Raw genomic sequence first — 21,251 nt, forward strand, 5'->3', positions numbered from 1 at the left:
GTGGGGAAAGGTTGCAGCGCTGTTTATTGCGCCGCATGCGCTTTAAGTGCGCGATTATTCAGCTGGCAGACCGGTAGATGCGGGCCACGCTCCCCGCGTTGCGCCCCCCCATGGCGCTGCCATAGGTGGCTGCTGCATCTGCCGGGGGCAACAATCCTGCAGCTTGCCTGTTGGTAATGGCCGCCAAGCGTGCCAGGCTCTCACGCTGGACAGCCAGCATGGCACCGACGTCCTGCAAACGCTTTTGCAGGGCAGCAGGCAGAGCACCTTGCCGTTGAATCTGCGCCATGACCTGTGAAAGCTGCGCGGCTGCGTTGCGCAGTTGGGTGCTGCCCGACTCCAGCGCTTGCGGATCTGCAGACAACAGCGCTGCTGAAACGCTATCCAGATGTTTTTCTACCGTGGAGAGTGCGTCTTCCAGCTGCATGGTGCCTGAGTGCGTGTGAAAGCGCTGGGGATGAGAAAAAACGGGTTAACCGCGGGAGCGGGAGAAAATTTCCTGGGCATTGGACAGCATTTTGTCGGCAATGGCCCCGGCATCCACGGTGAAGGTACCTTGATCAATGGCGGCTTTCACAGCCTTGACTCGGCCGGCGTCAAAGTCTCCCACGCTGCGTGCCGTCTGGGCAAGGGTTCGAGCGCTCATGGAAACCGTGACGGGCACGCCAGCGGCAGACGCCGAGCTGGCGCCTTTGGCCGCTTCTTCCGCTGCGGCGGGGGCTTTTGCCTGTTTGGACAGCCCTGACTGCGCAAGTGCGCCCGGGAGTTCCGGTTTTTGACCAATCTTCATCGCTCTCTCCACCACCCCGTTTGATGTGGGGCACAGTAGCAATGTTTTCGACCCATTTGAGCGAGACTTTAGCCATTTCTGGCGAAAGACGCATCAAAGCGATGCGTTGATCGTCCCATCTTCATTGACAATGCCGGAGATTAGACGACCATTACCCATGCGAACGCGCACGTTTTGGCCCACCGCCCCGTTCGACATTGCCTGGCCCGATGATGTCACCGCGTAGCCCGGGCCTTGCGCCACCACCCGCACCTGCGCGCCCGCGCGGAAGACGCTGGGCGCGCGCACCATGGACTGGCGCACTGTTTGCCCGGCCATCAACTGGCGGGACGCCACCTGCCCGACCCATTGGTCTGGATTGGCCATGACAGGCGCGGCTTCAGCCGCCCAGTCCACCTCGGCTTCGCTGGCATCTGCCGCGGTCAGCTCGACGCCGGACGCCACATTGCTGTTGAGCACCCAGGCCGGGCCAAAAGCCTTGATGGTTACCGGCAGAAAAACATTCCAGGCGGTGGTCCCTTCCACGCAACGAAGCCCCAGGCGCGTGCGCCCCCACAGGCGCGAGCCCGCCGGCAAGTAGGGCTCCACACGGGCGCAGGGCGCCAGGCGCAGTCGGCTGTCCAGCGTGCCCACGCTGACTTCCATGCGCAAGGGCAAGCCACCAGGCTGATTGCGCGCCAGCGCATCGTCCAGCCAGCGCTGCGTGAGCGGGCCCAGATCCGCCGCCGGATCTGCCGCTGCCTGCGCCCGGACGGTGCCGCCGCTCAGCGCAGCCCCGAGCCCCGCCAGCACCACCGTAGTGCGCAGCATGCTGCGCCACAGCGGTGGCAGACAAGCCCGCTTCAAGCGGGAACAAGAGGCAACGGGGGTAAGGGGCGACATGGCGATCTCCGGGGGGCGGGCGCATGGACTGCCAGCCACTGGGCAGACCATTTCACCGCTGCAACTATAGGCAGACCCACGCACGATGAACCCGGAAACTGCGCGCCAATGTCTGCGTTCTTCGCGCTTTAGAAAAATCCGGTGATTTCCATAATCAAGCCACGCCGGAAACCCCCTGCAGGGCCCGGCGCCACTGCAACCCAGAGTGTGAGGCACACATGCTTGACAAGATGACCGACCGGCTGGACTTTCACGGCAACGCGCTTTTGCTGCGTGCCGAGCGCCAGCGTGCCATCGCCAGCAACATTGCCAACGCCGACACACCCGGGTACGTAGCCCGCGACGTCAACTTTGCCCAGGCCATGCGCGAGGCCACCGGGTCTTCCACCAGCGCGGGCGCAGCCCGCCTGGCCAGTGGTGGCGCTGGCGCTGCGGGCGCCACCGACCCACGCCACATTCCGCTGCCCGCATCAAACACCGGCATCGGGTCGAGAAGCACGCTGGGCTACGCCGTGCAAAGCCAGCCCAGCCTGGACAACAACACCGTGGACCTCGACCGCGAACGCGCCAATTTTGTGGACAACGCCGTGCGCTACGAGGCCACGCTGCGCTTCATCAACGGCAGCGCCAAGACCATGCTCAGTGCCATCCAGGGCCAGTAAGCCCGGGCGCGCAGAAAAAGGGAAACCACCATGTCCATGTTCTCCATCTTCAGTGTGTCGGGCAGCGCCATCAGCGCCCAGTCACAGCGCCTCAACGTCGTCGCCAGCAACCTGGCCAACGTGGATGCCGTGGCGGGCCCGGACGGCCAGGCCTACAAGGCCCGCCAGGTGGTTTTCCAGACCGCACCCATGGGAGCAGACAGCTCCGCCGGTGTGCGCGTGAGCGCCATCAACGAAAACAACCAGCCGGGGCGGCGCATTCACGACCCCAGCCACCCGTCCGCCGATGCACAGGGATACGTGACCCATTCCAACGTCAACGCCGTGGATGAAATGGTGAACATGATTTCCGCCTCGCGCTCCTACCAGAACAACGTCGAGGTCATGAACACGGCCAAGTCGCTGCTGCTCAAGACCCTGCAGATGGGCCAGTAACACCAGGAACCCGCCATGATCTCCAACGTCACCTCCTCCACGGCCACTGGCAGCACCGGCGCCAGTGCAAAAGCCGATTCGGCCACCGACCCGGCAGCCGCCCAGGACCGGTTCCTGAAGCTGCTGGTGGCCCAGCTCAACAACCAGGACCCGATGAACCCGCTGGACAACGCGCAGATGACCTCGCAAATTGCCCAGATCAATACCGTGACCGGCATCCAGCAGCTCAACGACACCGTCAAGGGACTGGTCAGCCAGTTTTCTGCCCAGCAGATGCTGCAGGGCAGCGCCATGGTGGGCCGCGAGGTGCTGGCCGAAGGCAACACCCTTTCCGTGGACAGCGCGAGCGGACAGGCGGCCGGCGCCTTCGACCTTGCCGGATCCGCCGCCAGCGTGAAGGTCCAGGTGCTCGACGCCGCCGGCAAAGAGGTGGGCACGGTCGACATGGGCGCCCTGCCTGCAGGCCGCTACAACTTTTCCTGGGATGCCTCCAGCTACCAGGGCGACAGTGCCCCGCGCTTCAAGGTGCTGGCCGCCAATGGCGAGACGACCGTGGCATCGACGGCACTGATGATCGACAAGGTCACCGCCGTCAGCATGGACAGCGGCAGCCTGCAGCTGCAGCTGTCCCGCGGTGGCATGACCACCCAGACAGGCATCAAGGCCATTCTGTAATTTCACGATTCATCAGGAGCACACACCATGGCTTTCCAACACGGCCTCTCGGGCCTGAATGCCGCCAGCAAGAACCTGGACGTCATCGGCAACAACATTGCCAACTCCAACACCACCGGCTTCAAATCGTCGCGCACTGAGTTCGCAGACATGGTGGCGGCGTCCATGGGCGCCGGCGGCGGCAGCAACTACGGCATCGGCGTCGAAGTGGCGGCGGTAGCCCAGCAGTTCTCTCAGGGCAACGTCACCGTGACGGGCAACAACCTCGATGTGGCTATCAACGGCAATGGCTTTTTCAAGGTGCAGCAGCCTGATGGCTCGGCAGCCTACACGCGCGGCGGCAATTTCAAGCTGGACAAGACGGGCGACCTGGTGACCAACGGCGGTGCCCAGGTGATGGGGTTCAAGGTGGACCCCGCCACAGGCCTCAGCACTTCCGAGGCACAGCCCCTGAGCTTCCCGACGGGATCCCCCATCCAGGCCAAGCAAACCGAATCGATCAAGGCCACGCTGAACCTGGACGCACGCGCCACCGGCAACCCTGCCAAAGCGGGCCCGCCAGCCGTTGCAGCCGTTGCGCCCGCAGATCGTTCCACCTATGGCACATCCATCAACGTTTACGACACGCAAGGCGTGCCTTTGCCCGTGAACGTGTATTTCCAAAAATCCGACTCCAACCAGTGGGATGTGTACGACAAGCTTGATGACCGGAGCGCCAATCCACCTGTCATCGGAAGATTTGTGGGCAAGCTGGAGATGGACGGCAACGGCAACATCAAGGGCATGACACAACCAAGCACGTGGGACCCCCTCACCGGCAATCCCCTTTCGGGCCAAAAAATAACGCGCAAGCCCGACGGCACTTTTGAGACAACAGCCATGTCATGGGCGTGGACCGCCGTAACAGACACATCCACCCCCCCCAAAACCATTGGCTGGAATTCGGTAGAGACACCCGGAGCTGTTACTGCAGGCCCCTCCACTTTCGACTTCAACCTGGCACTGACAGTGGACCCCAAGGGCACCAATCCCAATAATCCACCTGTGCCATTTTCGGTGAGCCTGAACCTGAAGGACGTCACCCAATTCGGCAGCAAATTCGCCGTGGCCGACCTCTCGCAGGACGGCTACGCCTCGGGCGACCTCACGAGCATCAACATCTCCAATGACGGCATGGTCATGGCCAGCTACTCCAATGGCGTGACCCGTGCCGAGGCGCAGGTGGCGCTGGCCAACTTCCGCAACCCGCAGGGCCTGCTGGCCGTGGGCGGCAACAACTGGGTCGAATCATTCGACTCGGGCCCGGCCGTCATGGGCAAGCCCGGCGACGGCAACTTTGGCGCGCTGCGTTCCGGCGCGCTCGAAGACTCCAACGTCGACCTCACGGCCGAGCTGGTCAACATGATGACCGCCCAGCGCGCCTACCAGGCCAACGCCCAGACCATCAAGACGCAAGACCAGGTGATGTCCACCCTGGTGAACCTGCGCTGACCCCCGCAACCGCCACTGAACCCGGAGCGCCGCAATGGACCGCATCATCTACACCTCCATGACGGGTGCCAACGCCGCCGCCCACCGGCAGGCGGTGCTGGCCAACAACCTGGCCAATGCGTCCACCAACGGCTTTCGGGCGGAAATGTCCACGTTCCGTTCCGTGCCCATCCAGGGCGAAGGCTCGACGACGCGCGTGTTTGCGCTGGAAGCCACTTCGGGCCACTCCGAAGCTTCCGGCCCGGTAACGCGCACGAGCCGCAACCTGGATGCCATGGCCATGGGCAACGCCTGGTTTGGCGTGCAGGGGCTGGACGGCACCGAGGTCTATACGCGCGCTGGCTCGTTCGAGGTCACCGCCGCCGGCCAGCTCGTCACCAGCAACGGCTTGACGGTGCTCTCGGATGGTGGCGGGCCCATCGACGTGCCGCAGGACGCGCAGCTCGCGCTTGCAGCCGACGGCACCGTCATTGCCACCGCCAATGGCCAGCAACCGCAGGCCGTCGCCCGCATCAAGCTGGCCACACCCACCGCGGACGACCCGCTCAAGCGCGGTGACGACGGCTTGTTTCGCACCCGCTCTGGCGACCCCATGCCCAGCGATGGCAACGCCCGCATGCTGACCGGCGCCATCGAAGGCTCCAACGTGAATCCGGTCGAAAGCATGGTCGGCATGATCGCCGCATCGCGCCAGTTCGAGCAGCAAATGAAACTGCTGCAAACCGCCGAAACCAACGACAAGTCCGCCAGCCAGCTGCTGAGCCTCAACGGCTAAGCGCCGCACCCGAATTAAAGGAAAACCGCCATGATGAATTCGCTGTGGATCTCCAAGACCGGCATGACCGCCCAGCAGACGCAGCTGGACGTGATTTCGCACAACCTCGCCAACGTCTCCACCACGGGCTTCAAGCGCAACAACGCGGTGTTCGAGGATCTGATCTACCAGAACCTGCGCCAGGTGGGCTCGCAGACCACCGAGGGCAACCAGCTGCCCACCGGCCTGCACCTGGGCCTGGGCGTGAACGTGGTGGCCACGAGCCGCAATTTCACCCAGGGCAGCCTGCAGCAGTCGGGCAACAGCCTGGACGTGGCCATCAACGGCAACGGATTTTTCGAGGTCACGCTTCCCGACGGCACCACTGGCTACACGCGCGATGGCTCGTTCCAGCTCGATTCGGAAGGCCGCCTGGTCACGTCGAGCGGCCTGCCGGTAGGCAACGGCATCACGGTTCCGGTGGGCGCCACCAAGGTCAACATCAGCCAGGAGGGCGCGGTGGAAGCCATTGTGGCCGGCAGCACCGCGCCGCAGCAACTGGGCACGCTGGCCATGTCCAGCTTCATCAACGCCGCCGGCCTGGAGCCCGTGGGACAGAACATGTACAAGGAGTCGGCCGCCTCCGGGCCACCGCAGCAAGGTACACCCGGCACCAACGGCCTGGGCACCATCCGCCAGAATTTTCTGGAGTCATCCAACGTCAACGTGGTCGAGGAGCTGGTCACCATGATCCAGACCCAGCGCGCCTACGAAATGAACTCCAAGGCCATCCAGACATCCGACCAGATGCTGGCCAAGCTGGCGCAACTGTGAGGAACCGCGCCATGAACGCCGTCCTGCGCCTGATCACCCCCACCGCATTCGCAATGCTCGCCGCGGGCTGCGCATCGTTGAACCCGCCACCGCCCGTGGACGTGCTTCCCACCACACTCCCTCCAGTGGCCACCCTGCCCCGTCCCGCCGGCCCTGTCACGGGCGGCCTGTTCCATACGGCAAGCTATCGCCCGGCATTCGAAGACCAGCGGGCGCGCTTGGTGGGCGATTTGGTGACCATCAAGATTCTGGAAAAAATCGACGCCAAGCAGAACTCCACATCCAACGTGAACCGCACGTCGGATGTCAGTGGAGGCATCACGGCGCTTCCGCTGGTGTCCAGCAGCTTGCTGGGCAAGCTGCCCGGCAAGACCACGATCGGCGCCGGGTATGGGAACACGTTCGAGGGCAAGGGCGACACACTGAGCAAGAACGAATTCGATAGCAACATCACCGCCCTGGTGACCGAGGTGCTACCCAACGGGCACCTGGTCATCGCGGGTGAAAAGCAGGTGGGTGTGAACCGCAGCGTGGATGTGCTGCGCTTTTCGGGCATCGTCGATCCGCGCCGCCTGCAGCCCGGCAGCATCATCGACTCGCAATATGTCGCCAACGTCCGCGTGATCTCGCGCGGGTTGGGCGAACAGGCTGAGGCGCAGGCCATGGGCTGGCTGGCGCGCGCCTTCAACACCATCACACCGTTCTGATCGCACAAATCTCTTCACGGCGGGATCGTGCGCCGGGGCTGGACTACAAATGCCACGGCCAGGGTGATCGCCCATTGATTACTCAAAAACAATAGCACTTAGCGCTTATCCAGAAAGCGTTATTTGCCTATTTGACTTCAATCCACCGCTGACTCACCGGACACCGAAGCACCGACAATAGGCCGTGGAAGTGGCCTCTTTTCCCGTCTCTGCATACGCCATGGCTCGCCACAATGGATGCCATGAAAGCCTTGCCCCACCTCCCCGTTTCGCCGCGTCTGGCACGCGCGCTGTGGCTGCTGCTGGCTGTGGCGTCAACAGGCTTTGCCGCACCCGCCCATGCCTTGCGCATCAAGGAAGTGGCGGCCGTGCAAGGCGTGCGCAGCAACCAGCTTTCGGGTTACGGCCTGGTGGTGGGCCTGGACGGCACGGGCGATCAATCCTCGCAAATGCCCATCACGGCCCAGGCCATGGCCAATTACCTGCAGCAGATGGGCATCAGCCTGCCACCGGGCACCCGGGCACCGCAGCTCAAGAACGTGGCCACGGTCGTCATCACGGCCCAGCTTCCCGCCTTTGCACAGCCTGGGCAAAGCATTGACGTGTCCGTCTCGTCGATTGGCAACGCCCGCTCGCTCAAGGGCGGCACGCTGATCGCGGCGCCGCTGCGTGGCGCCGACGGCGAAATCTACGCACTGGCGCAAGGCAATGTAGTGGTGGCCGGCGCGGGCGCGAGCAGCGGTGGCAGCAAGGTGCAGGTCAACCACCTGAGCGCGGGCCGCATTCCCGACGGCGCGCAGGTGGAGCGCTCGGTGCCGACGCCGCTGCACGATGGCGACACCATCACCCTGGGTCTGGACGCATCGGACTTCCAGATCGCCCGCAAGGTTGCGCAGGCCATCAACGCCCGCCAGGGCAACGGTACGGCCATGGCCATCGATGGCCGCACGGTGCGGGTGAAAGCACCGCAAGACCCGGGCGCGCGCGTGAATTTCATTGCCGAGCTGGAAGAACTGCCACTGCCAGACACCTCCCCGGCCGCCAAGGTCGTCATCAATGCACGCACGGGCTCGATCGTGCTGAACCAGGCTGTAACGCTGGGGCCTTGCGCCATTGCCCACGGCAACCTGTCGATCACCATCGCCAGCACCCCCGTCATCAGCCAGCCCAACCCGCTGTCGCAAGGGCAGACCGTGGTGGCGCAAAAGAGCGACATCACCATCAAGCAGGAGCCGGGCAACATCATCCAGATGCCGGCCTCGCCCCAACTGGCCGATGTGGTCAAGGCGCTGAACTCCCTGGGCGCAACGCCGCAGGATCTGCTGGCCATTCTGCAGGCCATCAAGGCGGCCGGCGCCCTGAACGCCGAGCTGGAGGTGATATGACCATGGCTTGCCCAGCCAGCGCCCCGCAAGCCACGCACAAGGAGTGAGGTGACCATGGCCTTGACCCTGCCCACATCCACGACCTCCGTCGCCTCGAATGCGCTGGCGGCCGACGCGCGCTCGCTCAACGCCCTGAAATACGAGGCCGGGCAAAACAGCCCGCAGGCCGCCAAGGAAGCGGCCAAGCAGTTTGAATCGCTGTTCATGCGCGAGCTGATCAAGAGCATGCGCGAGGCCACCATGAAATCCGGCCTGATGGATGGCGCCCAGGGCGACCTGGGAACCGACCTGTTGGACCAGCAGCTTTCGGTCAGCATGTCGGGCGTTCCCGGTGGCCTCTCGGAAGCCATCGCGCGCCAGCTTTCGCGCCAGATGGGCGGTGCCGACACCAGCATCTCCGTGCCGTCCACCCTCAGCCTGCCGGGCGTGACATCACGCAGCGCGACCGCCACCGCCCCCATCGCCACGGGCCCCGTGCCCAAGGGGCGCGACGGTTTTGTGCAGTCGCTCAGCGCCACCGCCGAGCGCGTGGCGCAGGACAGCGGCATTCCGGCCAGCTTCATGCTGGGCCAGGCAGGGCATGAAACCGGCTGGGGCAAGAGCGAGATCAAGAATGCCGACGGCTCCAACTCGTTCAACCTGTTTGGCATCAAGGCCGGCAAGGGCTGGACCGGCAAAGTGGCCGAGATCACCACCACCGAATACATCAACGGCAAGGCCCAGAAGGTGACGGCGAAGTTCCGCGCCTACGACTCGTATGAGGACTCGTTTCGCGACTATGCCCGCCTGATCACCGACAGCCCGCGCTACGAAAAGGCCCAGGCCACCGCCCGGACCGGCTCGGCCGTGGCCTTTGCCGCCGAGCTGCAAAAGGCCGGCTACGCGACCGACCCCGACTACGCCAGGAAGCTCAGCGGCGCCATCAACAGTGCCCTGCGCGTGCAACGCGCACAGGCCTGAGCACACAAGGTAATCCATGAGCCTGCTCAACGTCGGCGCCCGCGCCCTTCTGGCCAACCAGGCGGCCCTGCAGACCGCAGGCCACAACATTGCCAACGTCAGCACGCCCGGCTACTCGCGCCAGACCGTGGTGCTGCAGACCGTGCAGGGCCAGTTCACCGGCGGTGGCTACATCGGCAAGGGTGTGGATGTGCAGACCATCCAGCGCAACCACAGCGAACTGCTCACGCGCCAGTCTACGGCGGCCTCGGCGGTGGATGCGGGCGACACGGTGCGCATGGACCGCCTGCGCCAGCTGCAGGAGGTTTTCAGCGGCGGCACCAGCGGCATCGGCGCGTCCATCAACGACATGATGAACGCACTCTCGGATGTGGTGAGCGCCCCCACCGACCTCACCGCGCGCAGCGTGGCCCTCACGCGCATGGACGAAACCGCCGCACGCATGCGCGATGCCTCGCAGCGCCTGGACGAAATCGGCTACACCGTGGCCGAGCAGCTCAAGGGCAGCATGCTCACGGTCAACAGCCTGGCCAAAAACATTGCCGGCGTGAACGAGCAAATTGCCCGCGCCAAGGGCAACGGTCAGCCCGCCAACGACCTGCTGGACCAGCGCGACCAGCTCATCCGCGAGCTCAACCAGCATATCCAGACCTCGCAGGTGGCTGCCGACGATGGCTCGGTCAGCGTGTTCGTGGCCGGCAGCCAGCCGCTGGTGCTGGGCAGCAAAGCGGCGGAGTTGTCGATTGGCGACCCGGCCGACTTTGGTGCAGGCAGCGGCCAGAAAGTTCTGTATTTCCAGCAGCCTGGCTCTGCCACGAAGGTGGAGCTCAACGAAAGCATGCTCGGCGGCGGCCAGGTGGCGGGCTTGCTGCGTTTTCAGAACAATGACCTGGCCGAAGGCCGCAACCTGCTGGGCCGCATGGCAGTGGCCATCAGCGAATCCATGAATTCGCAAAACAAGTTGGGCCTGACGCTGAACGGCCAGCCAGGGGAAAACCTGTTCGCACCGATCAACCTCGGTAATGCCGTGGCGGGCACCAGTAACACGTCGGGCGCCACCATGGGGCTGCAGGTCGCCGACCCCACCAAACTGCAGGCATCCAGCTATGAAATCGCCTTCACGGGCGCTACTACTGGTTCGGTCACACGCCACTCGGACAACAAGGTTTTCGTTTTTGCCACGATGGCGGATCTGCAAACCATCATGGCCAATGATGGCTTGGCTCTTACTGATGGGGGGCCGCCCCCGCTCACGCCATTTCCAGGCGCGGCTGCCAGCGACAAATTCCTTGTGAACCCGTTGGTGGGTGCAGCCGCCCTGCTTCAGTCATTGCAATATTCCCCAACCGATCTGGCAGCCGCCAACCCGGTCAATGCGGCCATGGGCACGGCCAACGGTGGAACGCTGCAACTGGCCAGCCTCAAGGCCACGGGCGAACCTGCTGGACTGGTGTTGCCGCCCAACGCCAACCCGGCAGCCCTGCCACCGATAGCGGGCGGCATACAACTGCAATTCAACGCCGGCCCGCCCACCACCTACGACGTGCTCAACCGGGGTACCAACCCGCCCACCACCGTGGCAACTGCGCAGCCGTACACCGCGGGCCAGCCCATCAACTTCAACGGCTGGCAGATCACGCTGAAGGGCGCACCCAAGAGCGGCGACACCGTCACGGTGGGCAACGCCACCGACCCGCAATACAGCGACTGGTACAAGCGCGACACCGGCAACGCCAGCGCGCTGATGGCCCTGCGCGACGTGCCGATGTTCGACAACGCCACGCTGGCCGACGGCTTTGCCAGCGCCATGGCGCAGGTGGGCACGCGGACGCAAAGCGCGCAGTTTGCGGCCGAGCTGTCCTCCTCCATCGCGGCCAATCTGGAGCGCGACCGCACGGCCGTCTCGGGCGTCAACCTCGACGAGGAAGCTGCGCGCCTGATCCAGTACCAGCAGGCCTACCAGGCATCGGCCAAGATGATCCAGATCGCACAGAATATCTTTGACACGCTGATCCAGGGGCTGGGCCGCTAAGAGCCGGTTCCAGGCCTGAACGGAGTCCATCATGAGCAACTCTCTTTACCGGCTGGGCACAGCCAACCAGTATGACAACGCCCTGCGCAACATCGGTCAGCGCCAGACCGCCCTGTCCAACCTGCAGGAGAACCTGACCTCGGGCAAGCGTGTGGTGCGCGCCAGCGATGACCCGGTGGCCGCTGCGCAGGCTGAGCGGGCGCTCACGCGGCTGTCTCGCAACGAGACCGACTTGCGCGCGCTGGACATGCAGCGCAACACCATGATGCTGGCGGAATCGGCACTGGGAGCAGCTGGCGATGCCATGCAGGAATTTCGCCAACTGGTGGTGAGCGCCGGCAACGGCGCATACACCCAGACCGAGCGCGATGCCATCGTTCAGCAGCTCGTGGGCCTGCGCGACCAGATTCTGGGCTATGCCAACAGCAAGGACGCCAACGGCCAGCCACTGTTCCAGGCGCTGGGCAGCGCCGAGGCGCCCTTTACCGGCACGGCCACCACGGTCAACTTTGCCGGCCTGCCGGGGCAGCATGCCAGCGGCAACACGCAGATTGCCAAGGTGCTTGATGGCGATGCTGCCTGGATGAGCGTGCCGACGGGCAACGGGGTGTTCGAGGTGGCGCGCAGCGCCACCAACACGGGCAATGTCTGGGCCGATGTGGGGCAGGTGACCGATCCTTCGGCACTGACCGGCAACGACTACCGCATCACGTTCTCGGTGGTGGGTGGCGTGACCACCTACGATGTCACGAACACCACGACATCGGCCACCTTGCTGTCGGGCCAGCCCTACACAACGCCCACCACCATCGCGTTCGACGGCATGTCACTGAAGATCACCGGCGCACCCGCAGCTAACGACAGTTTTGACGTGAAACCCAGCCAGCCATCGAATGTGTTCGCCGTGCTGGAAAACGCCATTGGCGCCATCCGCGATGCACGCAACCCCGACGGCAGCACCAACTCGGGCAGCCTCACGCACGGCATCGGCCGGGGGCTGAACGAGATCGATGCGGCCATGAACCGGCTGCAGGCATCGCGTGGCATGGCGGGCGATCTGCTCAACCGGGCCGACCGCATTGAAGGGGACCTGGACACGCGCGCCGTGCAGCTGGAAGACGACCGCTCGCGCGCCGAGGATCTCGATATGATCAGGGGCATATCGGACTTCCAGAACCAGCAGACGGGATACGAGGCAGCCCTCAAATCCTATGCCTCGGTTCAGAAGCTGTCCTTGTTCAACTTCATCAGTTAACCCTGTTCGCTCGACGGAGGTTGGCCTCCGTCGCCAGGATCCGGCCCCGCTGTCCTCTCGCATCAACGCCCATGGTCCAATCCGTCCTCGGCAGCCTGATTCTCGGCTACCGCCCTTTGTGGAACCGGGCCCGCCAACTTGCGGGCATCCAGCTCTACGCCCAGAACGAAACCGCCACGGTGGTGGATGCAGCCCATCTGCTGCGCACGGTGCAAGAACTCTGGACTGCCAGTTCGCCGCCGTTGCTGCTGTCTGCGCAAACACGCCAGCTTCTGTGCACTCTGCTGGATGAAGCGCCGCGCGGCGCCCCGTGGATCGAGGTGCGGGGTGACTGGCTTTCCGACACCACCATCTTCAGCCGCGTGAAGGCGGCGCACCAGCGCGGCCTCAAGCTGGTGTGGCGCGGTGACATGGCCCGCCTGCCGGGGCCCGAAGTCGCGCGCTGCTTTGACAACAGTCTGCTGACGCTGCGCCCCGACGATGCCGTGGCCGCGCTGCAAACCGCCCCCGCCCGCCCCGGAGATCCGGCCCCGATGGCGCGCGGCAAAAGCCCGGTGCTGGCCGGCCAGATGTATGAAAACATCGCCAGCCGCGCGCTCATGGAGCATTGCCTGGACCAGCAGAACGCCCTGGCACTGGCCGGGTGGCCGGCCGAAGACGTGCTCTATCACCAGCGGCACCAGGCACCCCAACCCTCGCATGCCGTCATCTTCAAGTTGATGAAGGCCATCGACGCCGAGCAGTCGCTGGAAACCTTCGAAGAAATCATGGGCGAAGACCCGCTCCTGGCCTACCGCTTCATGGTGTACACCAACTCGGCGGCGCTGGGACTGCGCACGGGCATCGACTCGTTGCGCCGGGGGCTGGTGATGATGGGCTATGGCTCCATCAAGCGCTGGCTGTCCGACCAGTTGCCCCATGCCAGCACCAACCTGAACCTGCGGCCCGTGCGCGATTCCATGGTGATGCGGGCGCAGCTCATGACGCACCTGCTGGATGCCGGCGTGGAGAACGACCTGCGCCGCGAAATCTACCTGTGCGGGCTGCTGTCGCAACTGGACGAGGTCATGGGCGAATCCCTGGGCACCATCCTGCGCCGCATCCCGCTGTCCGAGCGCATCTATGACGCCGACGTACTTGGCACCGGCCCCTATGCCTCGGGCCTGCAGATGGCCCGCGCACTCGAGTCGGACGACGCCAGCGTGATCCGCACGCTGTGCGAAACCCATGAAATGGATCTGGAAGAAGTCAATCGCGCGCTGCTGCGGGTGCTGGCCGATCTCGAAGTGGAACGCCCCGCCACTGCCTGAACCGGCGCTGCCCGTTGCATTGCGCCGCGCCTACCGGCTCTGCGCCACCACCCGCTGGAGCACGCGCCAGAACGCCGCGTCCTGCGTGGTGGTGAAGTTGATGCGCATCAACGTGCACGGTTGCCGGCTGGCGTGGAACAAAGCCCCGGGCGCCAGCAGGTAGCCCTCGTCCAGCATGCGCTGGGCCAGCACATCGGTGTCCACCCCCGTCTCCACCCAGCCGAACAGCCCCGCCGGCTCGGCCGCAAAGCTGCACCCGGCCTCCAGCGCCAGCTGCACGCTGCGTGCGCGCGCCTGGGCCAGGCGCAGGCGCATGCGCGCGGCATGGCGGCGCAGTTGGCCCTGGTCGATGCACAGGGCCAGCGCCTTCTCCAGGATGGAGGGCGTAGTGAGTGTGGACAGCAGCTTGGTGTCGAGCAGGCGCTCCACCAGATCGGGTGGCGCCGCCAGGTAGCCTACACGCCAGTTGGGCGCCAGGATCTTGGCGAAACCGCTCACGTAAATGGTGCGCCGCAGGCCGTCGAGCACCGTGAGCCGCGTGGCGTGCTCGGGCGCGATGTGGCTGTAGGTGTCGTCTTCCACCACATGAAAGTTGTGTTGCTGTGCCAGTTGCAGCACCTGGTGCGCACTGCCGGGCGACAGGCAATAGCCCGTGGGGTTGTGGAACACGCTCACGCTCACGAACAGCTTGGGGGCGTGGGCCTCGCAATAGCGCGCCATCACGGCCAGATCGGGGCCATCGGCGTGGCGCGGCACGGGCAGGATGCGCATGCCCAGGGCATCGAGCCGCGCAAACTCCACCGACCAGCCGGGCTCTTCCACCATCACCGGGTCGCCCGGCCGCAGCAGGGTGCGGCTGACGATGTCGAGCGCGTGGGTGGCGCCCACCGTGGTCATGATCTGCCCGGCCCGCGCGGGTATGCCCAGGCCCGCCAGCTTGCGCGCCAGCACCTGGCGCAGGCCGGGATCACCCATGGGGTCGCCATACTGCAGCGAGCCCTCCTGCAGCGCGCGGCTGCCCGTTACCTTGCGCACCGCCGCTGCCATGAAGCCCGTCTCCAGCCAATCCGAAGGAAAGACGCCCGCGCCCGGCTGCGGATGGGTGGAGGCCTGGTGGAACATGCCCCGGATCAGCGCCGTGGCGTTGATGCGCGAACCCGAAGGCAAAGACCCGGTGCCCGTTGCCGCCCTGAGCGCCACGCCTGCTACATTTTGTATAGCTGCTTGCGCTTGCCCCTCCTGCGCTTGCACCCCATTTTGCACAAAATCGCGCACAAAGAAGCCCCGCTGACTGCGCGCCTCCACCAGACCCTGGGCCTGCAACTGGTCGTAGGCCGCCACCACGGTGTAGGCGCTCACGCCCTGCTGGCGCGCGCACTCGCGCACCGAGGGCAGGCGTGTGCCCGCAGGCAGCAGCCGCGAGCGGATGCGCTCGGCAAAACGCTCGGCCAGCTGTTCGGTCAGGGTGTGGTTGCTGGAACGGGTAAGCATGAGGGGGCCGCCTTGTGCACAAATGCCGACTGTGCTGACACAACGACCATTACAGATCGCGTGATTGTCAGATTAACTGTACCGGCACTGTATTGCAATTGCCTCTACAGTGACAGTCCAACCTCCTCCTTTCAAGGCCATGCCACCTGTTGAATTCACTGCCCTGCTGGCACTGGCCACCGCCATGAGCTTCAGCCCCGGCCCCAACACCACGCTGTCCACCGCGCTGGCGGCCAACCGCGGGCTGCGCCACGCGATGCGCTTTGTCTGCGCCGTGCCTGTGGGCTGGAGCGCGCTGCTGCTGCTGTGCGCGGGCGGCCTGGGTGCCGCGGTGGTGGCGGTGCCCGCGCTGCGCTGGGGCATCAAGGCCGTGGGCATTGCGTACCTGGTGTGGCTGGCCTGGAAGCTCAGCCAGAGCGGCCAGCTGGGCGAGGCCGACGCCGCCCGGATGGATGTGGGCTTCTGGCAAGGCGCAGCGCTGCAGTTCGTGAACATCAAGGCCTGGCTGCTGTCGCTGACCATCGTGGCGGGCTGGATCATCGGGCGCGAGGACAGCCTGCAGCGCCTGGCCGTGGTGCTGCCGGTGATGGCCCTGTTTGCGCTGTCCAGCAATTTTGTGTATGCCGCCGTGGGTGCGCTGCTGCGCCACTGGCTGGCGCGCGGCCGGCGCCTGCTGTGGTTCAACCGTGCCATGGGCTGCGTGCTGGTCGTCACGGCCGCATGGATGGTGCGCGCATGACCGCGCCCCGCCTCCCCACTGCCAGCCCCCCGAGGCCCGCGGGCTGGCCCTGGGCCTGCTCGGGGTCACGATTTTTGCCCTGACCCTGCCCATGACCCGCCTGGCCGTGGGCACGCCCGATGCGCCGCTGATGTCGGGCCTGTTCATCGCCATGGGGCGCGCGGCCCTGGCCGGGCTGCTGTCGGGGGCGCTGCTGCTGGCCCTGCGGGCACCGCTGCCACAGCGCGCCGACGCCTGGCCGCTGCTGCTGACGGCCCTGGGTGTGGTGTTTGGCTTTCCGCTGCTCACCTCCCTTGCCATGCGCCATGTCAGCGCCGTGCACGCCAGCGTGATCGTGGGCGTGCTGCCGCTGGCCACCGCGGCCGTGGGCGCCCTGCTGCACCGTCAGCGCCCGTCGCCGGCCTTCTGGGCCTGCGCGGTGCTAGGTACTGGCCTGGTGGTGACTTTTGCCGTGCTGCGTTCAGGCAGTGCGGGGCTGGCGCTGCACCCGGCCGACCTGCTGCTGCTGGGCGCCATGCTGTGCGCGGCCGTGGGCTATGGCTTTGGTGCGCGGCTGTCGCAGCACATGCGGGCCGAGTTCGTGATCTGCTGGGCGCTGGTGATCTCGCTGCCGGTCACGGTGCCGCTGGCAGCTCTGTCGTGGCCCGCGGTGCCCATGCCCACACCGGCCTGGGCGGGTTTTGCATATGTGTCGGTGTTTTCGATGTGGCTGGGCTTTTTTGCCTGGTACCGGGGCCTGGCGCTGGGCGGCACGGTGCGCGTGAGCCAGGTGCAACTGGTGCAACCCTTTCTGGGCATGCTGTTTGCCGTGCCCCTGCTGGGCGAGGGCCTGGACGCGGTAAGCGTGGGTTTTGGCCTGGCCGTGATGGCCACCGTATTGCTGGGCCGCCGCATGCCGGTGCGGGCGCGGGCCCGAACGGGATGATGATGATGACACCCCGCCTCAATCCCGCGACCTCAAGGCAAAACGGGCGGATTCGGCAGGTTAAAGTGCGGGCCCATTGGCCACCCGCAGGCTCCTGCCCCGCCGCCCAGCGGCCCTTTTATCGGATGACAAGCGCGCCCCTGCCGGGCGCCCACTGGAGATGACTGCATGACGAACTGGACCCTGGCCGCACGCGCCGCCACGATGAACCCCTCGGCAATCCGCGAGATCCTCAAACTGACCGACAAGCCCGGCATCATCAGCCTGGCCGGCGGCCTGCCCTCGCCCAAGGCGTTCCCCCTCAACGAATTCACTGCCGCCTGCAACACCGTGATGGCACGCGACGGCGCGGCCGCGCTGCAATACGCCACCAGCGAGGGCTATGCGCCCCTGCGCCAGGCCGTGGCCGACATGCTGCCCTGGGCCGTGGACCCGGACCAGGTGCTCATCACCACCGGCTCGCAACAGGCGCTGGATCTGATCGGCAAGGTGTTTCTCGACAAAGACAGCCGCATGCTGGTGGAAACGCCCACCTACCTGGGCGCGCTGCAGGCCTTTGCGCCGCAGGAACCCATTGCCGTGAGCGTGGCCAGCGACGACGACGGCATTCTGGTGGACGACTTTGCCGCCCAGGCCGGCACCGGCGCCAACAAGGCCCGCCTGGCCTATGTGCTGCCCAACTTCCAGAACCCCACGGGCCGCACCATGACCGAGGCGCGCCGCGCCGCGCTGGTGACCCAGGCGGCCGAACTCGACATTCCGCTGATCGAAGACAACCCTTATGGCGACCTGTGGTTTGGTGAAGCCCCGCCCGCGCCCCTGACGGCGCGCAACCCCGATGGCTGCATCTACATGGGCTCGTTTTCCAAGGTGCTGGCCCCGGGCCTGCGCATCGGTTATATCGTGGCGCCCAAGGCCATCTACCCCAAGCTGCTGCAGGCCAAGCAGGCAGCCGACCTGCACACGCCCGGCTTCAACCAGCGCGTGGTGGCCGAGGTGATCAGGGACGGCTTTCTCGACCGCCACGTGCCCACGATCCGCGCGCTCTACAAGCAGCAGCGCGACACCATGCTGGCCGCACTCGAGCATGAAATGGCCGGCCTCGATGTGAAGTGGACGCGCCCGGCGGGCGGCATGTTCCTGTGGGTGCGGCTGCCCGAGGGCGTGAATGCGCAGGCCCTCTTGCCCGAGGCGGTGGAACGCAACGTGGCCTTTGTGCCCGGCGCGCCTTTTTATGCCGACCACCCCGACACCCGCACCCTGCGCCTGTCGTATGTCACGGCAACCAGCAACGAGATCCGCACCGCCATCGCCGCGCTGGCAGCGGCCATCCGCGCGCACCAGGCAAGGGGCTGAGCATGTTGCGGCTGTGGGGGCGGCTCTCGTCCATCAACGTGCGCAAGGTGGTTTGGACGGCGCAGGAACTGGCGCTGCCCTTGCAGCGCACCGACGCCGGCGGGCAGTTCGGCATCGTGCGCGATGCGCATTACCTGCGCCTCAACCCGAATGGCCTGGTGCCCCTGATCGAGGACGAAGGCGGGGTGGTGCTGTGGGAGTCGAACACCATCGTGCGCTACCTGTGTGCCCGCTATGCACCCGGCCAGCTCTATCCCGAAGCCCTGCCTGCCCGGTTTGTGGCCGAGCAATGGATGGATTGGCAGCAAACGACGCTCAACCCTGCCGGGCGCGACGCCTTCATGCAGTGGATTCGCACACCGGCCACGCAGCGCAACGAGGCGCTCATCCACCGCTCGGTGGCGGCCACCGAAGCGCTGTTGGCGCTGCTGGACGCGCACTTGGCGCGCCAGCCCTTCATGGCAGGCGAGCACTTCACCATGGCCGACATTCCCGTGGGCTGCGAGATCCACCGCTGGTGGGGCCTGCCCCAGGAGCGCCCCGCGCGGCCCCATCTGGAGCGCTGGTTCCAGGCCCTGCGCGAGCGCCCCGGCGCACGCGGCGTGCTGGACCAGCCGCTGTCCTGAGTTCTTTCCTTCCAAGCCCCGCCATGCGCCAACGCCCTTATCTGCAGGTCGACGTATTCACCCCCGAGCCCTACCGTGGCAACCCGCTGGCCGTGGTGCTGGACGGTGAAGGCCTCACGGCCGAAGCCATGCAGCAGTTCACCAACTGGACCAACCTGTCCGAAGCCACGTTCGTGCTGCCACCCACGCCCGAAGGCCGTGCAGCAGGCGCCGATTACCGCGTTCGCATCTTCTGCCCGGGGCGCGAGCTGCCGTTTGCCGGCCACCCCACGCTCGGCAGCTGCCATGCCTGGCTCGAAGCCGGTGGCCAGCCCCGCGTGCCCGGCCGCGTGGTGCAGGAATGCGGCGTGGGCCTGGTGACGCTGCGCCAGGACGGTGACCGCCTGGCCTTTGCGGCCCCGCCGCTCATCCGAAGCGGCCCGCTCGACGAAGCCGATGTGGCCCGCATCGCCCACGGCCTGGGCGTGGCGCGCAGCGACATACTGCACCACGCCTGGTGCGACAACGGCCCGAACTGGCGCGGCGTGATGCTGCGCTCGGCCGTGCAGGTGCTGGCCCTCAAACCCGACGGCGCCATCCTTGCCGGGCTGGATGTGGGTGTGGTCGGCCCGCGTGGCAAGGTCGGTGTGGTCGGCAGCAGCGATGCGGACGGCATCGCCTTCGAAGTGCGCGCCTTCTTCCCCGGCAGCAACGGCCTGATCGAAGACCCGGTCACCGGCAGCCTGAACGCCGCCCTGGCGCAATGGCTCATTGGCGCGGGCCTCGCGCCCACCCGCTACGTGGCCAGCCAGGGCACCGCGCTGGGCCGCGCCGGGCGCGTGCATGTTGTGCAGGACGGCAGCACCATCTGGGTGGGCGGCCACACCGTCACCTGCATCAGCGGCACGGTGCGGGTGTAAAAACAAGTCAAAACTGCCAAAAGCGCTTACCCAGCAAGCGTCAACAGCTATCAAAACAGGAATTGACACCATGTCCCTTCCCACCCTGGCCGACATCGAAGACGCTGCGCAGGTGGTGTACCGCGACTTTGCGCCCACGCCGCAATACCGCTGGGCGCTGCTGAGCGAGCGCCTGGGTACCGACTGCTGGCTCAAGCATGAGAACCACACACCCGTGGGTGCCTTCAAGATCCGGGGCGGGCTGACCTACTTCGACCAGCTCGCCCAAAGCGGCGCACTGCCGCGCGAGGTGGTCAGCGCCACGCGCGGCAATCACGGCCAGAGCATGGGCTGGGCCGCGCGCCGCCACGGCGTGGCTTGCACCATAGTCGTGCCGCAGGGCAACTCGGTGGAAAAGAACGCCGCCATGCGCGCCCTGGGCGTCACACTGGTCGAGCACGGCAGCGACTTCCAGGAAGCGCGTGAACATGCCATGCAGATCGCCACCGAGCGTGGCGCGCACATGGTCCCCAGCTTCCACCCCGACCTGCTGCGCGGCGTGGCCACCTACTGGTGGGAATTTTTGCGCGCCGTGCCGCAGCTGGACGTGGTCTATGTGCCCATTGGCCAGGGCTCGGGCGCCTGCTCTGCCATTGCCGCCAAACTGGCGCTGAAGCACCCTGTGCGCGTGGTGGGCGTGGTCAGCCGCCACGCCACCACCTATGCCGATTCGGTGGCGGCGGGCCGTGTGGTCGAGGCCCCCGTGACCACCCAGCTGGCCGACGGCATGGCCTGCCGCGTGGCCGACGCCGAGGCACTGGCCATCATCGCTCCGCACATCGACCACATCGTGCAGGTGAGCGACGACGAGGTGGCCGCGGCCATGCGCGCCCTGTTCACCGACACCCACAACGTGGCCGAGGGCGCCGGTGCCGCGGCCCTGGCAGCGGCGCTGCAGGAACGCGACGCCCTGCCGGGACACACCGTGGGCCTGGCCTTGACGGGCGGCAATGTGGACGCGGACGTCTTCAGCCAGGTGCTGCGCCCATTCACCTGACCAGGCC

22 protein-coding genes are annotated in these 21,251 nt (G+C 66.0%); 18 read left to right on the plus strand and 4 right to left on the minus strand.

Features of this window, described 5'->3' with window-relative positions:
• Nucleotides 1–58: 58 nt before the first annotated feature.
• The 3 genes from CBP34_RS16925 to flgA form a co-directional block, all read right to left on the minus strand.
• The gene (locus CBP34_RS16925) at nt 59–427 is read right to left on the minus strand and encodes a hypothetical protein (RefSeq protein ID WP_094098706.1); all 369 of its coding nucleotides are present in this window, start codon (nt 425–427) and stop codon (nt 59–61) included.
• 45 nt (nt 428–472) lie between these two features.
• Entirely contained in the window at nt 473–790 is a 318-nt protein-coding gene (gene flgM, locus CBP34_RS16930; RefSeq protein ID WP_094098707.1) for a flagellar biosynthesis anti-sigma factor FlgM, read from the minus strand.
• Between the two features lie 93 nt (nt 791–883).
• A complete protein-coding gene (gene flgA, locus CBP34_RS16935; protein WP_418134728.1) occupies nt 884–1,600 on the minus strand; it encodes a flagellar basal body P-ring formation chaperone FlgA in 717 nt (238 codons plus the stop codon).
• Between the two features lie 290 nt (nt 1,601–1,890).
• Here flgA and flgB point away from each other — a divergent pair, with 290 nt between their 5' ends.
• The 12 genes from flgB (at nt 1,891) to CBP34_RS16995 (ending at nt 14,172) form a co-directional block, all read left to right on the plus strand.
• Nucleotides 1,891–2,334 (plus strand): flagellar basal body rod protein FlgB, encoded by a 444-nt coding sequence (gene flgB / locus CBP34_RS16940; protein ID WP_094098709.1) that lies wholly within the window; start codon nt 1,891–1,893, stop codon nt 2,332–2,334.
• 30 nt (nt 2,335–2,364) lie between these two features.
• Entirely contained in the window at nt 2,365–2,769 is a 405-nt protein-coding gene (flgC, locus tag CBP34_RS16945) for a flagellar basal body rod protein FlgC (RefSeq protein ID WP_086928178.1), read from the plus strand.
• Between the two features lie 15 nt (nt 2,770–2,784).
• Nucleotides 2,785–3,444 (plus strand): flagellar hook assembly protein FlgD, encoded by a 660-nt coding sequence (locus CBP34_RS16950; protein ID WP_094098710.1) that lies wholly within the window; start codon nt 2,785–2,787, stop codon nt 3,442–3,444.
• Between the two features lie 27 nt (nt 3,445–3,471).
• Nucleotides 3,472–4,935 (plus strand): flagellar hook protein FlgE, encoded by a 1,464-nt coding sequence (gene flgE, locus CBP34_RS16955; protein WP_094098711.1) that lies wholly within the window; start codon nt 3,472–3,474, stop codon nt 4,933–4,935.
• A 34-nt stretch (nt 4,936–4,969) separates the two neighbouring features.
• Nucleotides 4,970–5,710, plus strand: a complete 741-nt coding sequence (gene flgF / locus CBP34_RS16960; protein WP_094098712.1) for a flagellar basal-body rod protein FlgF — start codon at nt 4,970–4,972, stop codon at nt 5,708–5,710.
• A 30-nt stretch (nt 5,711–5,740) separates the two neighbouring features.
• A complete protein-coding gene (gene flgG, locus CBP34_RS16965) occupies nt 5,741–6,523 on the plus strand; it encodes a flagellar basal-body rod protein FlgG (RefSeq protein WP_086913428.1) in 783 nt (260 codons plus the stop codon).
• A gap of 11 nt (nt 6,524–6,534) precedes the next feature.
• Complete coding sequence (locus tag CBP34_RS16970) at nt 6,535–7,230, plus strand: flagellar basal body L-ring protein FlgH (protein WP_094098713.1); 696 nt, start codon at nt 6,535–6,537, stop codon at nt 7,228–7,230.
• A gap of 242 nt (nt 7,231–7,472) precedes the next feature.
• Entirely contained in the window at nt 7,473–8,615 is a 1,143-nt protein-coding gene (locus tag CBP34_RS16975) for a flagellar basal body P-ring protein FlgI (protein WP_094099239.1), read from the plus strand.
• A gap of 54 nt (nt 8,616–8,669) precedes the next feature.
• On the plus strand, nt 8,670–9,575 hold the full coding sequence (gene flgJ / locus CBP34_RS16980; RefSeq protein WP_094099240.1) for a flagellar assembly peptidoglycan hydrolase FlgJ: 906 nt from the start codon (nt 8,670–8,672) through the stop codon (nt 9,573–9,575).
• Nucleotides 9,576–9,591: 16 nt separating this feature from the next.
• Complete coding sequence (gene flgK, locus CBP34_RS16985) at nt 9,592–11,607, plus strand: flagellar hook-associated protein FlgK (RefSeq protein WP_094098714.1); 2,016 nt, start codon at nt 9,592–9,594, stop codon at nt 11,605–11,607.
• 31 nt (nt 11,608–11,638) lie between these two features.
• On the plus strand, nt 11,639–12,862 hold the full coding sequence (gene flgL / locus CBP34_RS16990; protein ID WP_094098715.1) for a flagellar hook-associated protein FlgL: 1,224 nt from the start codon (nt 11,639–11,641) through the stop codon (nt 12,860–12,862).
• Nucleotides 12,863–12,933: 71 nt separating this feature from the next.
• Nucleotides 12,934–14,172 carry an HDOD domain-containing protein gene (locus CBP34_RS16995; protein WP_094098716.1) on the plus strand — a complete coding sequence of 413 codons (1,239 nt, stop codon included), beginning with the start codon at nt 12,934–12,936 and terminating at the stop codon, nt 14,170–14,172.
• A 30-nt stretch (nt 14,173–14,202) separates the two neighbouring features.
• Here CBP34_RS16995 and CBP34_RS17000 read toward each other — a convergent pair whose 3' ends face one another.
• Nucleotides 14,203–15,663: an aminotransferase-like domain-containing protein gene (locus CBP34_RS17000; RefSeq protein WP_094098717.1), complete on the minus strand. Its 1,461-nt coding sequence runs from the start codon at nt 15,661–15,663 to the stop codon at nt 14,203–14,205.
• Nucleotides 15,664–15,802: 139 nt separating this feature from the next.
• Between CBP34_RS17000 and CBP34_RS17005 the strand changes: the two genes are divergently transcribed.
• The 6 genes from CBP34_RS17005 (at nt 15,803) to CBP34_RS17030 (ending at nt 21,244) form a co-directional block, all read left to right on the plus strand.
• Nucleotides 15,803–16,402 (plus strand): LysE family translocator, encoded by a 600-nt coding sequence (locus CBP34_RS17005; protein WP_094098718.1) that lies wholly within the window; start codon nt 15,803–15,805, stop codon nt 16,400–16,402.
• Nucleotides 16,403–16,445: 43 nt separating this feature from the next.
• Nucleotides 16,446–17,327 (plus strand): DMT family transporter, encoded by an 882-nt coding sequence (locus tag CBP34_RS17010; RefSeq protein ID WP_236748596.1) that lies wholly within the window; start codon nt 16,446–16,448, stop codon nt 17,325–17,327.
• 168 nt (nt 17,328–17,495) lie between these two features.
• Complete coding sequence (locus tag CBP34_RS17015; RefSeq protein ID WP_094098720.1) at nt 17,496–18,683, plus strand: aminotransferase-like domain-containing protein; 1,188 nt, start codon at nt 17,496–17,498, stop codon at nt 18,681–18,683.
• Between the two features lie 2 nt (nt 18,684–18,685).
• Nucleotides 18,686–19,309: a glutathione S-transferase gene (locus CBP34_RS17020; protein ID WP_094098721.1), complete on the plus strand. Its 624-nt coding sequence runs from the start codon at nt 18,686–18,688 to the stop codon at nt 19,307–19,309.
• 23 nt (nt 19,310–19,332) lie between these two features.
• Nucleotides 19,333–20,208: a PhzF family phenazine biosynthesis protein gene (locus CBP34_RS17025; RefSeq protein ID WP_094098722.1), complete on the plus strand. Its 876-nt coding sequence runs from the start codon at nt 19,333–19,335 to the stop codon at nt 20,206–20,208.
• Nucleotides 20,209–20,278: 70 nt separating this feature from the next.
• Complete coding sequence (locus tag CBP34_RS17030; protein ID WP_208616346.1) at nt 20,279–21,244, plus strand: threonine dehydratase; 966 nt, start codon at nt 20,279–20,281, stop codon at nt 21,242–21,244.
• The last annotated feature ends 7 nt before the right edge of the window (nt 21,245–21,251 follow it).

The organism is Acidovorax carolinensis (genome assembly GCF_002157145.1).
Taxonomy (GTDB): domain Bacteria; phylum Pseudomonadota; class Gammaproteobacteria; order Burkholderiales; family Burkholderiaceae_C; genus Acidovorax; species Acidovorax carolinensis.

Coding starts and splice junctions, on each gene's coding strand:
- CBP34_RS16925 (WP_094098706.1), bottom strand. CDS start 427: ATGCAGCTGGAAGACGCACTCTCCACGGTAGAAAAACATCTGGATAGC.
- flgL (WP_094098715.1), top strand. CDS start 11,639: ATGAGCAACTCTCTTTACCGGCTGGGCACAGCCAACCAGTATGACAAC.
- flgB (WP_094098709.1), top strand. CDS start 1,891: ATGCTTGACAAGATGACCGACCGGCTGGACTTTCACGGCAACGCGCTT.
- CBP34_RS17015 (WP_094098720.1), top strand. CDS start 17,496: ATGACGAACTGGACCCTGGCCGCACGCGCCGCCACGATGAACCCCTCG.
- flgC (WP_086928178.1), top strand. CDS start 2,365: ATGTCCATGTTCTCCATCTTCAGTGTGTCGGGCAGCGCCATCAGCGCC.
- flgJ (WP_094099240.1), top strand. CDS start 8,670: ATGGCCTTGACCCTGCCCACATCCACGACCTCCGTCGCCTCGAATGCG.
- CBP34_RS17030 (WP_208616346.1), top strand. CDS start 20,279: ATGTCCCTTCCCACCCTGGCCGACATCGAAGACGCTGCGCAGGTGGTG.
- CBP34_RS16970 (WP_094098713.1), top strand. CDS start 6,535: ATGAACGCCGTCCTGCGCCTGATCACCCCCACCGCATTCGCAATGCTC.
- CBP34_RS17000 (WP_094098717.1), bottom strand. CDS start 15,663: ATGCTTACCCGTTCCAGCAACCACACCCTGACCGAACAGCTGGCCGAG.
- flgK (WP_094098714.1), top strand. CDS start 9,592: ATGAGCCTGCTCAACGTCGGCGCCCGCGCCCTTCTGGCCAACCAGGCG.
- flgG (WP_086913428.1), top strand. CDS start 5,741: ATGATGAATTCGCTGTGGATCTCCAAGACCGGCATGACCGCCCAGCAG.
- CBP34_RS17020 (WP_094098721.1), top strand. CDS start 18,686: ATGTTGCGGCTGTGGGGGCGGCTCTCGTCCATCAACGTGCGCAAGGTG.
- CBP34_RS16995 (WP_094098716.1), top strand. CDS start 12,934: ATGGTCCAATCCGTCCTCGGCAGCCTGATTCTCGGCTACCGCCCTTTG.
- CBP34_RS17025 (WP_094098722.1), top strand. CDS start 19,333: ATGCGCCAACGCCCTTATCTGCAGGTCGACGTATTCACCCCCGAGCCC.
- flgM (WP_094098707.1), bottom strand. CDS start 790: ATGAAGATTGGTCAAAAACCGGAACTCCCGGGCGCACTTGCGCAGTCA.
- CBP34_RS17005 (WP_094098718.1), top strand. CDS start 15,803: ATGCCACCTGTTGAATTCACTGCCCTGCTGGCACTGGCCACCGCCATG.
- flgA (WP_418134728.1), bottom strand. CDS start 1,600: ATGCTGCGCACTACGGTGGTGCTGGCGGGGCTCGGGGCTGCGCTGAGC.
- flgE (WP_094098711.1), top strand. CDS start 3,472: ATGGCTTTCCAACACGGCCTCTCGGGCCTGAATGCCGCCAGCAAGAAC.
- CBP34_RS16975 (WP_094099239.1), top strand. CDS start 7,473: ATGAAAGCCTTGCCCCACCTCCCCGTTTCGCCGCGTCTGGCACGCGCG.
- flgF (WP_094098712.1), top strand. CDS start 4,970: ATGGACCGCATCATCTACACCTCCATGACGGGTGCCAACGCCGCCGCC.
- CBP34_RS16950 (WP_094098710.1), top strand. CDS start 2,785: ATGATCTCCAACGTCACCTCCTCCACGGCCACTGGCAGCACCGGCGCC.